General features: G+C 59.2%; 9 protein-coding genes. 5 read left to right on the top strand and 4 right to left on the bottom strand.

Annotation, left to right across the window (positions count from 1 at the left end):
- Positions 1-2: 2 nt before the first annotated feature.
- Entirely contained in the window at positions 3-653 is a 651-nt protein-coding gene (locus HX793_RS00905) for a GNAT family N-acetyltransferase (protein WP_177094248.1), read from the bottom strand.
- Between the two features lie 169 nt (positions 654-822).
- Here HX793_RS00905 and xthA point away from each other — a divergent pair, with 169 nt between their 5' ends.
- Positions 823-1,635 (top strand): exodeoxyribonuclease III, encoded by an 813-nt coding sequence (gene xthA, locus HX793_RS00910; RefSeq protein ID WP_016977422.1) that lies wholly within the window; start codon positions 823-825, stop codon positions 1,633-1,635.
- A gap of 187 nt (positions 1,636-1,822) precedes the next feature.
- Entirely contained in the window at positions 1,823-3,154 is a 1,332-nt protein-coding gene (locus tag HX793_RS00915) for a substrate-binding domain-containing protein (RefSeq protein WP_177060575.1), read from the top strand.
- A gap of 130 nt (positions 3,155-3,284) precedes the next feature.
- Here the strand turns inward: HX793_RS00915 and HX793_RS00920 are convergent, their stop codons facing one another.
- Positions 3,285-4,514, bottom strand: coding sequence for an acyl-CoA dehydrogenase (locus tag HX793_RS00920; RefSeq protein WP_028616890.1), 1,230 nt, complete (start codon positions 4,512-4,514; stop codon positions 3,285-3,287).
- Positions 4,515-4,665: 151 nt separating this feature from the next.
- On the opposite strand from HX793_RS00920, the gene HX793_RS00925 reads away from it, so the two are divergent.
- The 3 genes from HX793_RS00925 to HX793_RS00935 are packed head-to-tail and all read left to right on the top strand — an operon-like array spanning position 4,666 to position 6,964.
- Entirely contained in the window at positions 4,666-5,601 is a 936-nt protein-coding gene (locus tag HX793_RS00925; RefSeq protein WP_177050715.1) for a LysR family transcriptional regulator, read from the top strand.
- 54 nt (positions 5,602-5,655) lie between these two features.
- Entirely contained in the window at positions 5,656-6,048 is a 393-nt protein-coding gene (locus HX793_RS00930; protein WP_016977418.1) for a MerR family transcriptional regulator, read from the top strand.
- Between the two features lie 16 nt (positions 6,049-6,064).
- Entirely contained in the window at positions 6,065-6,964 is a 900-nt protein-coding gene (locus HX793_RS00935; protein WP_177060577.1) for a hydroxymethylglutaryl-CoA lyase, read from the top strand.
- A 548-nt stretch (positions 6,965-7,512) separates the two neighbouring features.
- On the opposite strand, the gene HX793_RS00940 is transcribed toward HX793_RS00935, so the two are convergent.
- Together HX793_RS00940 and HX793_RS00945 are read right to left on the bottom strand one after the other, a co-directional pair.
- Entirely contained in the window at positions 7,513-12,684 is a 5,172-nt protein-coding gene (locus HX793_RS00940) for an NEL-type E3 ubiquitin ligase domain-containing protein (RefSeq protein ID WP_177094247.1), read from the bottom strand.
- An 80-nt stretch (positions 12,685-12,764) separates the two neighbouring features.
- The gene (locus HX793_RS00945; RefSeq protein WP_177094245.1) at positions 12,765-14,399 is read right to left on the bottom strand and encodes an AMP-binding protein; all 1,635 of its coding nucleotides are present in this window, start codon (positions 14,397-14,399) and stop codon (positions 12,765-12,767) included.
- Between the last annotated feature and the right edge of the window lie 78 nt (positions 14,400-14,477).

Genomic DNA, 14,477 nt, shown 5'->3' on the forward strand with positions numbered 1-14,477 from the left:
TATTAAGCCGTTGCAGCATGTAACGACTGGGGATTGGGGTGAAAAAACACGTGCTCCAGGATCGGTCCTACAGCGACTTCACCAATTTCCTGATAGCCCTGACGCTTATAGAACTCCAGATAGCGTGAGTTGCCCGTGTCCAGTACCACGCCAGACGAATGCGGGTCTTCGGCACACCAATTGTGCACGGCCTCCAGCAACTGCTCGCCGTAATGTTTGCCCTGGAATTGCGGGTGAATACCCAACAACGGCAACACATGCACCGACTCACTGGGCAGGCACGCCAGCACCGCGTGATGGTAGTCGAGGTAACGTCGCGTACCGCGCACGCCCGTGCTCAACCACATGCGCAGTTGCCAGGCCCAGCTTTCGGTAATCCCCAGGCGCCGCTGCGGTGGTGCGATCAGGGCTATGCCGATCAGCCGATCGTTGACGAACAGACCAATGGCCGGCAGTTTCTGAAAAAAGTGCTGCTTGACCAGCTCACGCACGGTGGCGCGTACCCGCTGTTCATAGCCAGGACGCTCGGCTTCGAAGATGTAGGCGAACGTCGGCTCATGCCGATAAGCCTGGTACAGCAAGGAACGGGCTTCGCGGGAATAGCCGCTGTTGAGCAGGCGAATTTCAGCAGTTGCAGTTGAAGTGTCCGGCATACCGTCAATCTCCCTGGGCGCGGCTCAAAAGGCCGCGTTCTTATGGGTACGAACCTACACAGCACCAGTCGTTCCCAGACCTTAGCAGTGCAAGTGCCCTACCGCCACGCTGGCCCCCGTCCGACTTGTCCGCTAGCATCGCCCTTTTGCCAGGACTGGACTGCCGACCATGAAAATCGTCTCCTTCAATATCAACGGGCTGCGCGCCCGCCCCCATCAGCTGGCGGCGCTGATTGAAAAGCACCAGCCCGACGTGATCGGCCTGCAGGAAACCAAGGTCCACGATGACCAATTCCCATTGGCCGAAGTACAGGCCCTTGGCTATCACGTGTACTACCACGGCCAAAAAGGTCACTACGGTGTGGCCCTGCTCTCGCGCCAGCCGGCGTTGAGCCTGCACAAAGGCTTCGCCAGCGACGAAGAAGACGCCCAGCGCCGGTTTATCTGGGGCACCTTCGCCGATGAGAACGGCCAACCGGTCACCATCATGAACGGTTACTTCCCCCAGGGCGAAAGCCGCGACCACCCCACCAAGTTCCCGGCCAAGCAGCGCTTCTATGAAGACCTGCAACAGTTGCTGGAGAGCCAGTTCAGCAATGACCAGGCGCTGGTGGTGATGGGCGACATCAACATTTCCCCGGAAGACATCGACATCGGTATTGGCGCCGACAACGCCAAGCGCTGGCTCAAGACTGGCAAGTGCAGCTTCCTGCCGGAAGAGCGCGAGTGGATGGCCCGTCTGAAGAACTGGGGCCTGGTGGACAGCTTCCGTCACCTCAACCCAGAGGTTGCAGACCGCTTCAGCTGGTTCGACTACCGCAGCCGTGGCTTTGAGGATGAACCCAAGCGCGGCCTGCGCATCGACGTGATCCTGGCCTCCAATGGCCTGCTGTCGCGGGTCAAGGATGCCGGGGTGGACTACGAATTGCGCGGCCTGGAAAAGCCGTCGGACCATGCGCCGATCTGGCTGGAACTGAGCTGACAACACCGTCCAATGTGGGAGCTGGCTTGCCTGCGATAGCGGTACATCAGTGAAGAATTGGCTGCTGACACTCTGCCATCGCAGGCAAGCCAGCTCCCACAATGGGATCGATGGCGCATCAGTCACATTATTGCAACCTGCCTGACTTATTCTCGCGGCACTCCCTTTGGCTTGAGAAGGTGCCGGCATGAGGCTGCGCGTTCTGTTCCTGCTGGTGCTTTCCCCCCTCTTCGCTGTGTCCGCTCCCCTCCCCGTTCCTGATCAAGGTGCTGCCTTGCGCATCCAGGGCTCCAATACCATTGGTGCAGCGTTGGGCCCGGCATTGGTCAAGGGCTTGATGGAACATCAGGGTTTGCAGGCGGTGCACAGCGAGCCGGCGGAAGGTGCCAATGAACAGCGCGTGATTGGCAAGACGCGCCAGGGCAAGACAGTGACGATTGAAGTTGCCGCTCACGGTTCCAGCACCGGTTTCACTGCGTTGAAGAAATCCAGCGCCGACCTCGCGGCCTCGTCTCGCCCGATCAAGGACGGCGAGTTGGTCGACCTTGAACCGCTGGGCGACCTGAAAAGCCCCGAAGCCGAACAGGTGATCGCCATCGATGGCCTGGCCATCATCCTCCACCCGCAAAATCCGCTGAATACCTTGAATACCGAGCAACTGGCGCAGGTCTTCAATGGCGAGGTCAGTACCTGGGAGGCCCTGGGTGGCGTCGGAGGGCCGATTCATCTGTATGCGCGGGACGATCAGTCCGGCACCTATGACACCTTCAAGGACCTGGTACTGCGCCTGCGTGGCAAACCGCTCGCGCCGGGCGCCAAGCGTTTCGAGTCCAGCGAGCAATTGTCCGACGCGGTCAGCCAGGATCCCCAAGGCATTGGCTTTATCGGCCTGCCCTACGTCCGCCAGGCCAAGGCGGTGGCGATTGTGGACGGCGACTCGCAACCCATGTTGCCGCTGAACAGCCTGATTGCGACCGAAGATTATCCGCTGTCACGTCGGCTGTTCTTTTACTGGCCGCCCTCGAGTCGCAACCCATGGGCCAAGGCGCTGGTGGACTTCAGCCAGAGCAGCAAGGGCCAGGCGATCGTGGCAGCCAATGGCTTTATCGCGCAGCAGGTACAGGCGATGGCCGTAGAGCCACGCGCGTCGATGCCCGGGGACTATCAAGCGATTGCGCGGGATGCCCAACGCCTGACGGTGAATTTTCGTTTCGAGGAAGGCAGCGCGAGCCTGGACAACAAGGCCCGCCAGGATTTGCAGCGGGTGGTGGCGTACCTCAAAAGCCACAACAAGCTGGACAAGCAGGTGACGCTGGTGGGCTTTGGCGATGCCAAGAACGATCCGCAGCGGGCAGCGTTGCTGTCAAAGTTGCGGGCAATGGCGGTGCGCCGGGAATTGGTCAAGAACGGTGTGGTATTGCGCGATATCCGCGGGTTTGGCGCGCAGATGCCGGTGGCGGCGAATACGGCGGATGAAGGGCGGATCAAGAATCGGCGGGTGGAGGTCTGGGTTTACTGAGCCCTGAGCTTTGTGTTGTTCGGACCGGCCTCATCGCGGGCAAGCCCGGCTCCCACAGTTGACCGAGTCGTTCAGATGAACACCGTCTAATGTGGGAGCCGGGCTTGCCCGCGATGCAGGCGACGCGGTCTTACTGCCCGCTGCGCATCAGTTCTTTAGGCACATACTTGCCAATCTCGAACTTGCCGATCGCCGCCCGGTGCACTTCATCCGGGCCATCGGCGAGGCGCAAGGTACGTTGCATGGCGTACATATAGGCCAACGGGAAGTCATTGGAGACACCGGCACCGCCATGAATCTGGATCGCACGGTCGATCACCTTCAAGGCCACATTCGGTGCGACCACCTTGATCTGGGCGATTTCGCTTTTCGCGACTTTGTTACCCACGGTGTCCATCATGTACGCCGCCTTCAAGGTCAGTAGGCGCGCCATGTCGATTTCCATGCGCGAGTCGGCGATCTTGTCGATATTGCCGCCCAGGCGCGCCAACGGCTTGCCGAATGCAGTCCGGCTGACGGAACGTTTGCACATCAATTCCAGCGCGCGCTCGGCCATGCCGATGGAACGCATGCAGTGGTGGATACGGCCTGGGCCAAGGCGACCCTGGGCGATTTCAAAGCCACGGCCCTCACCCAGCAACACGTTTTCGTAGGGTACGCGCACATTGTCGAACAGCACTTCGGCATGGCCGTGGGGTGCGTCGTCGTAGCCGAACACCGGCAGCGGGCGCACGATCTTCACGCCGGGGGTGTCCACCGGTACCAGGATCATCGAGTGTTGCTGATGGCGCGGCGCGTCCGGGTTGCTCAGGCCCATGAAGATCAGGATCTTGCAGCGCGGGTCGCAGGCGCCGGAGGTCCACCATTTCTTGCCATTGATCACCCACTCGTCGCCCTGGCGTTCGGCGCGGGCGGCCATGTTGGTGGCGTCGGATGAGGCGACGTCGGGTTCGGTCATGGCGAATGCGGAACGAATCTCGCCGCGCAGCAGCGGCTCCAGCCAGCGTTGTTTCTGCTCTTCGTTGGCATAGCGTACCAACACTTCCATATTGCCGGTGTCAGGCGCGGAGCAGTTGAACGGCTCTGGGCCCAACAGCGAGCGGCCCATGATTTCAGCCAACGGTGCGTATTCAAGGTTGGTTAGGCCCGCGCCCAGCTCGGATTCCGGCAGGAACAGGTTCCACAAACCTTCGGCTTTAGCCTTGGCCTTCAGCTCTTCCATGATTGCGGTGGGCTGCCAGCGGTCGCCTTCGCTGACCTGGCGTTCGAACACCGGCTCGGCCGGGTAAACGTAAGCGTCCATGAACGCAGTGACGCGTTCACGCAGTTCCTGAACCTTGGGCGAATAGGCGAAATCCATGAGCAGCTCCCTTCTCTGAGAGGTTGTTTAGGTCATGAAGTCGATGCTAGATGAGCTACGAAAATTTACCTAACCTATTCTCGGCGTGTATTAACATTCATCACCGATATATGATCGACGTATGGCCACCTAACAATAAGAGCGCTACGAAATGAATCTGAGCAAGGTCGACCTCAACCTGTTTATCGTCTTTGACGCGATCTACACCGAAGCCAACCTGACCCGCGCCGGGCAGATTGTCGGCATTACCCAGCCGGCGGTGTCCAACGCTCTGGCGCGTCTTCGGGAAACCTTCAACGACCCACTGTTCGTGCGCACCGCCCAAGGCATGGTGCCTACGCCCATGGCGCAGAACATCATCGGGCCGGTGCGCAACGCGTTGTCGTTGCTGCGGGTGTCGGTGCAAGAGAGCCGCATCTTCAACCCGCAACAGGCGGCCAAGACTTATCGCATCAGCATGACCGACCTCACCGAAGCGGTGATCCTGCCGCTGCTGTTCCAGCGCCTGCGCCGCCTGGCGCCCACGGTGGTGATCGAGAGTTTCCTGTCCAAACGCCGCGAAACCACCAAGGAACTGGCCGCCGGGCGCCTGGACTTTGCCGTGGACGCGCCGCTCAACACCGACCCACAAGTGCGCCACGTCAAGCTGATGGAAGATCGCTATGTGTGCGCCATGCGCAAAGGCCATCCGCTGGCAGGCAAGGACAAGCTGAGCCTGGATGATTACCTGGGGCTGACCCACATCCATATCTCCAGCCGGCGCAACGGCCTGGGCCATGTGGACCTGGCACTGGGCAAGATGGGCCTGCAACGCAAGATCGCCCTGCGCTCCCAGCACTACCTGATGGCGTCGCAAGTGTTGCAGCAGACCGACATGGTCATGACCGTGCCCGAGCGCTTCGCCCGTCGCCACGAATTGCACTGGTTCAACCTGCCGGTCAACGATGTGCCGCCGGTGGAAACACATCTTTATTGGCATGAAAGCACCGACCAGGATCCGGCGAACCGCTGGATGCGCGAGCAGATGATCGAGTTGTGCCAGCAGGTGACGGCCCATGAGAAGAAGTTGGATGGCAAGCAGGCTTGACGTTAACGTCAACCTGCCATTAGCTTAACGCCAAGACCTTCTTGAGCGCCGTCCATGAGCACCACCTACAGCATCTCCGACCTCGCCCGCGAGCTCGACATCACCACCCGTGCCATTCGCTTCTATGAAGAACAAGGCCTGTTGGCCCCGGAACGTCGGGGCCAGGAGCGCATCTACTCGGCCCGGGACAAGGTCAGCCTCAAGCTGATCCTGCGCGGCAAACGCATCGGCTTTTCCCTGGCCGAGTGCCGCGAACTCATCGAGCTCTACGACCCCACCAGCGGCAACCACGTGCAACTCAACAGCATGCTGGCGAAAATCGCCGAGCGCCGTGAGCAGTTGGAGCAACAACTGCTGGATATCGAACAGATGAAGCTGGAACTGGACACCGCCGAAGAGCGCTGCACCCAGGCCCTGGCCCACACCCTGCGCCAGGTTGGCCATTGATCAGAAGGTAACTGCCATGTCCCTCCCCACACACGTGCGCCTGGTGGAAGTCGGCCCGCGCGACGGTTTGCAGAACGAAGCCCAGCCCATCAGCGTGGCAGACAAGGTCCGGTTGGTGGACGCCCTCAGCGCTGCCGGCTTGAGCTATATCGAAGTCGGCAGTTTTGTATCGCCCAAGTGGGTGCCACAGATGGCCGGCTCCGCCGAGGTGTTTGCGCAGATCCAGCGCAAACCCGGCGTGACCTATGGCGCGCTGGCGCCGAACCTGCGCGGTTTCGAGGACGCGCTGGCGGCTGGCGTGAAGGAAGTGGCGGTGTTTGCGGCCGCGTCCGAGGCGTTTTCCCAGCGCAACATCAACTGCTCCATCAGCGAAAGCCTGGAGCGCTTTGCGCCGATCATGGCGGCGGCCAAGCAGCACGGCATCAGCGTGCGGGGGTATGTGTCTTGCGTGCTGGGCTGCCCGTATGAAGGGCAGATCGCGCCGGAACAGGTCGCGGCGGTGGCGCGCGAGTTGTATGCCATGGGCTGCTATGAGGTATCCCTCGGCGACACCATCGGCACCGGCACGGCGGGCGCCACGCGGCGACTGTTCGACGTGGTCGGGGCACAAGTGCCTCGGGAGAAATTGGCCGGCCACTTCCATGACACCTATGGCCAGGCCATCGCAAACATCTACGCCAGTTTGCTGGAAGGGATCAACGTGTTCGACAGCTCTATCGCGGGCCTCGGCGGCTGCCCTTATGCTAAGGGCGCCAGCGGTAACGTTGCCACCGAAGATGTGGTGTACCTGCTCGATGGCCTGGGTATCGACACGGGTATCGACCTGCAGGCGTTGATTGGCGCGGGTCAGCAAATCAGCAGCGTGCTGGGTCGACCAACCGGGTCGCGCGTGGCCAAGGCGCGTAACGCCGGTTGAGTCGCTTAGCCGTGACAATGTGTTACCGCACGCCTACACATCGAGTAACACGGGAACATAATTTGTCGTATTTTCTGCAGGCTGGATCCTACATAAAAATCAAATCATTGATTTTAAAGGACTTTTAAAAGTTGGCACGGCTTCTGCTATCTCTATGGCATAACAAGAATAAAAAGCGCCAAACCTAATAAAAATAAGACGAAACGACTCTGACATAACAAAAACAACACGGCAGAGACGCAGCTAACAGATTTTTTTGGAGAAGATGTGCTTCGCAGGGTACGGCATGCCGAAACCCGCAACCGGTTAGAGAAAAATAAAACTACCTCAGGTAGCTACCCACTGGTTGGATCGTTAACGAAGAAGCAGATCAGCGCTCAAAAAAATACGTTTGCTCTTGACCCCGGATGGGGGTCGCCAAAAACAGCGGTAAAGGGTAACGGTTGCCAAAAACAACAATAGACCGCCCCTCAATAATAAAAAAAGAGCACGCAACGACAAATTAATGGGGACCCTCGGGTCCCCTTTGTGCTTTCTGCACCCGCCCCTCAGAGCGACGTCCCTTCGCTGGCCGCAAAATTGTTGAGCACCTTGCGCGTCAAGGTTTTCAGCGCCTGCTGTTCCAATGCCTCTCGCTCAGCCCCTAACTGTTTGAGTTCACGCTCGTAAAATGCACTTTGCATCGAGCCATTCACCAGTATTTCATTCCGGCGCTTGCCCAGCAGGCCGGCCAATCGGTCGGTGGCCTCGTCATGCTTTGTTTGCCAGTGGTTTTGGGTGGCCGCGTCACTGACCGGCTCGTCTTGCAAATCCGCGAGATCAAACAACGCACTGCTTTTCTCGTCGATCAGGTCAATGGCCGGCACCATCAGCGCCTTGATCTCTTGCGGGTATCGGGTGCGTAGATGGGTTTCCCAAAACATGCGCCCGACAAAAAAAGCCTCCTCGTCACCGGCAATGCGCTCATCCCTCAGTACCTTTGCGTAGGCCTCATCAATCGCCGCCGGACTCACCCTGGCCTGCTCGGAAAACAACATGTCGCGGGATTTGACCGGCAGTTCCAACCTGTCTGCCAGCCGGATGCGATACGCCAGAATCACTTCGACCTGCTCCGTGAACCCAGGCCCTCTAGCCTCGACATCCAGGTGAGCAATGGCATCCACCAGGGATAACCGGAACAACTTGCGCGCCGTGGATATCAGCGGCCCTTCAGCGCTCTGCGCCCCTACAGACTCGAGTGCCCTGGCTGCCAGCAGCTCACTTTCAAGGTTCATGAACTCGACCAAACTGCCATCGCCACAGGTGACTCTGTCGTCGGCGACCGCGAACAACGTCTCGCGAATACCCTGGTTTTCACTCGCCGCCTCCAGCATGTCCCATACCCGCTCAGCCAGCGCCGGTCGGGTTACCGGGCTGGCGTATTCGGCACTGCGAGTGGTGTCGGCCAATACCGTAAAAAAAGCAGCCGATTCAGCACTGGCCTTGAGTTCGTCCCAGCGGCCACCCCGTCGTGCCTGCTCTAACGTCGGCGACTGACCCAGCCACACACCACGCGCCTCGCCCACGGAAACATGTTCGCCCCATTGCTCCGGGCTTAATGGCCTGTCCAACTGAAGGCGTTCAAGCGTGGCCGCCGACAGTGGATTGTCGTGCAGGTTGATGCGCTCCAGATGCTGGTAAGCGTATTCAGGCAGGGTTGTGATCCGGTTGGTATGCAGGTCGATACGGGCCAGGTGGGGCAATTGTTCGGCACCGTCCGGGAACCGGGTGGTGCCCGTATTCGGTAGGTAAACCTGGTTCAAATTGCGCAAGCCACGCAGATCGGCGTGCCATCCCAAGCGAGGATTGTCGCCCAGTTTCAGAATCTTCAAGCCCTGCATACCCTGCAGGCGTAGGCGGCTTTGTTCGGTCAGCTGGATATCATTTCTACTCAGATTGAGCTTGGTCAACCCGACCCCACCCTGTGCAAACTCCGGTAGTTCGGTGAGATTGTTCTCGCTGAGGTTCAGCCAGCGCAAGCCGCCAAATGCCTTCAGAAAAGGCAAGGAGGTGTTCGAAAGCGCCATTCGACGCAGCACCAGACTGCCCACATGATCCATATTTGCGCTGATCGCAGGCAGCTCGCCGACGTCTTCATCCGACAGGTCAAGCACGTGACCGATAGGCGTTTGATCCCCTGCAACGGCTTGTGCGGAGCCTCGCCGCCAAGCGTGCTTGATGGTACCCGAGACCCTGCGCCGGGCCCTTGAGTAACCTGATCCCTCCTCCTGCCAACTGACCAGCGCCCTGTCCAGTTCTGCAAGCTCGCCTTCCAGGTGGGTCAATCTGGCTGTCAGCGTGGCATCTGCCGCGCCTTGAAGGCCAAGCATCACCTCGACCTCCTCCATGGATTTGGACGGATAAAGCGCCATCGCTTTCATTCTGCAAACCAACGGGCGAACGTCTGCGCTGCCCACCGGGCTTAGCGGATAACCGATGCGTCCATCCGCCAGGCGCATCGGCGATTTAAAGCCCGGCTTGATCGCTTGCAAACCCAGTGCGCGCCGGCTTGCCAGTTCGTTCAGAGGCTGTTGCCCAAGCCGCTTTTTCAACGTTTGGGTGAACACGTTGAACTCTGACCAACGGGTGAACTTGCCGCCGCCTGCCATCCAAAGCGCGCTGAAAAAGGCGTCCTTGTCACTGCGCCAGTACTCCACTTTCTTTTCCGGCCCGCTGTATAACTTCCATTCCTTCAAGTCGGTACGGATAAGGCGACATTGCCTGAGCGCAGTCGTCTCTCCCACCCGGTCCAGGAGGGGGCCGTCATAAGTATCCGCACGCAGCTCAATGCACACATCACCTAAAAGCTCCGGCACAGAGGCCATCTTGTGCAGAGCCAGGTGCACACCGTCCATCGTGAGTTGATTCTCGAACAGAAGATCCGCATGCGCGCGCATGACACGCGCCCTCTGCGCAAAGTGGCGCGCTTCCTCGGCCAAACGCAACGGCACGTGCGAGGTGGACGTCATGCTTGCCAACTCCTTGCCGCTGGCATGTGTCACGATTTCCTCGGCGGCGAGCTTTGGCACCCCTGGGAAGCTACGCTGGATCAGTTGTACGTGGGCATCGCTGGAAACATCACCTGCCGCCATCTCGCGATTGAACAGCTCGCCTCTCGTGCTGATGGCCGCATCCACCAGACGGTCCCGGTACCTGCGTGCTCTTGTGGCGGGTATGCGCTCTTCCTCCATCTCCTCCTCTACCATAGCGTTGAGTACACTGGATTCGGTGGCAGGTGGTATAGGGGTGATTTTTCTACCCCATGACAAAATATTTCGACGAATCCGGCGCTCGATTAATTCCTCGCCCAATAAGTGACGCATTTCAGACTCGCTCAACTGCTCTGAAAATGCAGCAAAGAAGTGGCCGCTGTCGAGCTGCTCAGGCTTTAACGTCACTACCTGCGCGAGATTTTCCTCGCGGCCTGAACTCCACAGGCGGTTTCCTTCGCCATCCACCGCGACCAGCACGCGCGACGCTGGCCAGCTCCCGCTTTCGGTCAACAACTTTACTTGCAAGGACCAGTGGACTTGGCCACGAACCCTGTGATCAGGGTGGCTCAATTGGTCGATGTGGTACTGTTGCTGGTCAGTGAATTCAAACCGTCGGAGCATGTCCTTGAACAGGGGCGCAGGTGGCCGTTGCTCGGTGAATACCTGACGCAACTCGTCATCCGACACACCACTGATTGCCCTGGCCTGCTCCAGCTGGGTATCGCTCAGGTGATCGACGCTATGCCCAATGCGGCGCAACAGCGTCTTGCGATCCCAGGTCAAGGGCTGTTCAAACTCATGCACCCAGGCCCCCTCGCCGTTATGCCGAATCCGTGGCGTGTAACGTGAGGCGCCATCGGGGTGCAGGAGCCTGAATTCATGTTCGTCTCCGCTGGCTTCTACCTTGTAATGCCCCCCGTCCGTTGCCGGCAGGTACAGGCTGCTTTCATGGGCATACAGCCCGTGTGCATTGGCCTTGAGCCCTTCAGGCAACGTGACCCGGTGCAGGTACTGTGCCGGATTGAAATCATACAAGCGCGTACGTCCACCGAACTCCACATGCACCAATCGCCTGACAAATGCCGTGTCTTTCGCCGCCATCAGCACCTTGGGCACCGCCAACATCGCCAGGTTGAGGCCCACTGCCGAAAGGTGTGCCCAAGCCGCTTTGGCATCGTATTCAGACCACGCTTCAATCCCTTCGCCTATCTCATAGGCCATCTGCACCGCCGCGACGACCAACATCACTTCCCCCAAGGGCGGTACCACAAAAGCGACAAGATTGAGAATATCCAGCGCCGTACTACCCCACGACCAGAGCCAGGCTTTATAGGCCCGATCCGTGACATCCTGGGTAGACACCACACGGGTACTGGCGTTATTCATGATCAGCCGGATGCGCTGCATCGCACAGTCCATCCACACATCTCGCCATGACGCCGCGTAAGTACCCTGGTGGTGGATCCGACCTTTTTGGGCCGGGGCAAAATCCTGTTCGTCGGTGTACGCCGCGTCAGGGTCGAGCAAGCCCTTGAGCTGCGTGAAAAAACCATCCTGATTGGCCAGCGGTACGAATTGGCTGAAGAACTTCCGGTATTCGACGCAACACAGGCGAGTCGTCAGATGGTCGGTAAAGGCTGCGATGTTGTCATAGGCCTTAAGCGAATGAAGTGGGTCGCCTGGGATGCACACCATGCAGGCCCTAGGCAACAGCTCGGCATTTCTCAAGTTGGCCCGCCACACGACCGGGCCGATGATCAGGATGTTTTCGAGCACGAAGCTGCACAGCCGCAACGGCGAAATTTTCACCGTCTCCCCTGCTCGCTTAGCCCCCAACTGGTCAATCAAGATGTCGTTGATCAACCGATGATCATCAGGCTGGATATCACCTTTCATCAAGGCAATTTCGGCGGCCAGTTCCAATTGATTCCGGTGGCTGGTAATCAAGCTGCTGTACAGCTTGCCAATTCCCACCTCCGTCTTGTTCGTCTGAATCTGCTGATTGATCACGGTCCGTACATGTTCGTAATACGACTGCCCCAGATTCAGCTCCCTGCACAGTTGGGCAAACTCATGAGCCTTGATATCCAGTTTTGCCGAGCGGACATTGCCCGCTGGATGAAGCCTTGCGGCCGAAGAGCGATAAAAGTTGTAACGCGTGATCAGGTGGCAGTCTTCGCAAACCGGCTCAATCGCCTCCTCCGGGATGAAGTTATTCAGCGCTGCCTCCAGCAGGCTGATCCCCCTGTAGAAGTAGTACTCTGAGGCCAACGTGCTGACGTGGGTGGCCGAGACTTCACTGGCGCCTGGGTTGCATTCTTTCTGTTCCATCTTGCGGGCATAGAACACCGCATTGACATCCAGCCGTTGCCCGAACTTTTTCTCGATCGCTGCCACCAACAACGGCTCGGCATACTCCGCCGGTTGTTTCAGTTCACTGAACACTCGATCCAGTTGGTTCAACGACCTCCTGCTGCGCGCATGGACCTCTCTCATGCGATCCCTTGCGCTCGCCGAGGCTTTTTTGTACCAGTCGGGAATAGCAAGGTCCAACGACGCCAACTCGGTTTTGCGCGTGTCCAGCGCTTCGCTGTACCAGTCAGGCGTGTTGTCTTTTATCACATGAACATGTGGGCCCTGCTCGTCTAGAGCCGGGAGCTCGAGACGGTCAATCGTGTTTGTTGTCATCGTTACGGCCTAAAGTGGCGAAATAGTCCGCCACTTTAGGCAGCGCGCTTCATCGGGAAGCGGTAGACATGCACCGGGCCTCAGCGATCGCGGCGCAATTCCTGAATGCTGATCTCGCGCATGCGAAACTTCTGGATCTTGCCCGTCACCGTCATCGGAAAGTCATCCACAAACTTGAAGTGCCTGGGCGTCTTGAAGTGCGCGATGCGGTCCTTGCACCAGGCTTGCAGCTCCAGTTCGTTGGCCACATGGCCCGGATGGAATTTAATCCAGGCGACGATTTCTTCGCCGTAGCGCTCATCGGGAATGCCGATCACCTGCACATCCGCCACTGCCGGGTGAGTGAAAAAGAATTCCTCCAACTCACGCGGGTACACGTTCTCGCCGCCACGAATGATCATGTCCTTGTTGCGCCCGGCGATGGACACATAGCCGTGCTCATCCATGCTCGCCAGGTCGCCGGTGTGCATCCAGCCAGCGTCGTCGATGGCCTCGCGGGTGGCGTCGGGGTTGTTCCAGTAACCGAGCATCACACTGTAGCCACGGGTGCAGAGTTCGCCGATCTCGCCGCGAGCAACGGTGTTGCCGTCGGCGTCGATGATCTTGTTTTCAAGTTGCGGCTGAGTGCGGCCGACGGTGGTGACGCGCCGCTCCAGGTCGTCATCCGCGCCGGTCTGCAAGGACACCGGGCTGGTTTCCGTCATGCCGTAGGCAATCTGCACCTCGCTCATGTGCATCTCGCTGATCACCCGGCGCATCACCTCAATCGGGCATGTGGCGCCAGCCATGATGCCGGTGCGCAGGGTAGACAGGTCGAACTCGCTGAGGCGCGGGTGATCGAGCATGGCGATGAACATAGTGGGCACGCCGTACAGGCCGGTGGCGCGTTCTTCAGCGACGGCAGTGAGGGTCAGCAGCGGGTCGAAGCCATCATTCGGGTAGATCATGGTGGTGCCGTGGGTAATGCAACCCAGGTTGCCCATGACCATGCCGAAGCAATGGTACAGCGGCACCGGGATCACCAGGCGATCCTGCTCGGTCAGGCCCAGGCTTTCGCCGACCATGTAGCCGTTATTGAGGATGTTGTGGTGACTGAGGGTGGCGCCCTTGGGGAAGCCGGTGGTGCCGGAGGTGTACTGGATATTCACGGGTTGGTCGAAATGCAGGCTGGCCTGGCGGCTGTGCAACTGTTCGGGTGGGACGCCTGCACCGAGGGCCGACAGCTGCGACCAAGGCATGAATCCTGGAGGGGGACTGGGGTCGAGGCTGATCATGCCGCGCACGTCGGGCTTCAATGCCTGCAACATCGCATGGTAATCGGAGGTCTTGAACGACCCGGCGCACACCAGCCACTGACAGCCGGATTGCTTGAGCACGTAGTCCAATTCACTGCTGCGGTAGGCCGGGTTGATGTTCACCAGGATCACGCCGAGCTTGGCACTGGCGATCTGGCTGATGCACCACTCGGCGCAATTGGGTGCCCAGATGCCCAGACGATCGCCGGTCTGCATGCCCAGGGCGAGAAACGCACGGGCGTGCACATCGACCGCTTCGGCCAGTTGCCGCCAGGTGTAGCGGCGCTGCTGATGGCGCACCACCAAGGCCTCGCCATGGGGGAACTGCGCGACGGTGCGGTCAAAGGCTTGGCCAATGGTCATGGCCAGCAAGGTCTTGTCCTGGGAGCCACGGCTGTAGCTCTGGTTCGGTTGATCCATAACGACCCCTGTTGTCTTTTTTGTAGGTTGACGTAAACGTAAACTACGATTGACAGCACCGCAACGCAAGCTTACGTT

The sequence above is a fragment of the Pseudomonas reactans genome (assembly GCF_013387025.1).
In the GTDB taxonomy this organism is placed as follows: Bacteria; Pseudomonadota; Gammaproteobacteria; order Pseudomonadales; family Pseudomonadaceae; genus Aquipseudomonas; species Aquipseudomonas reactans.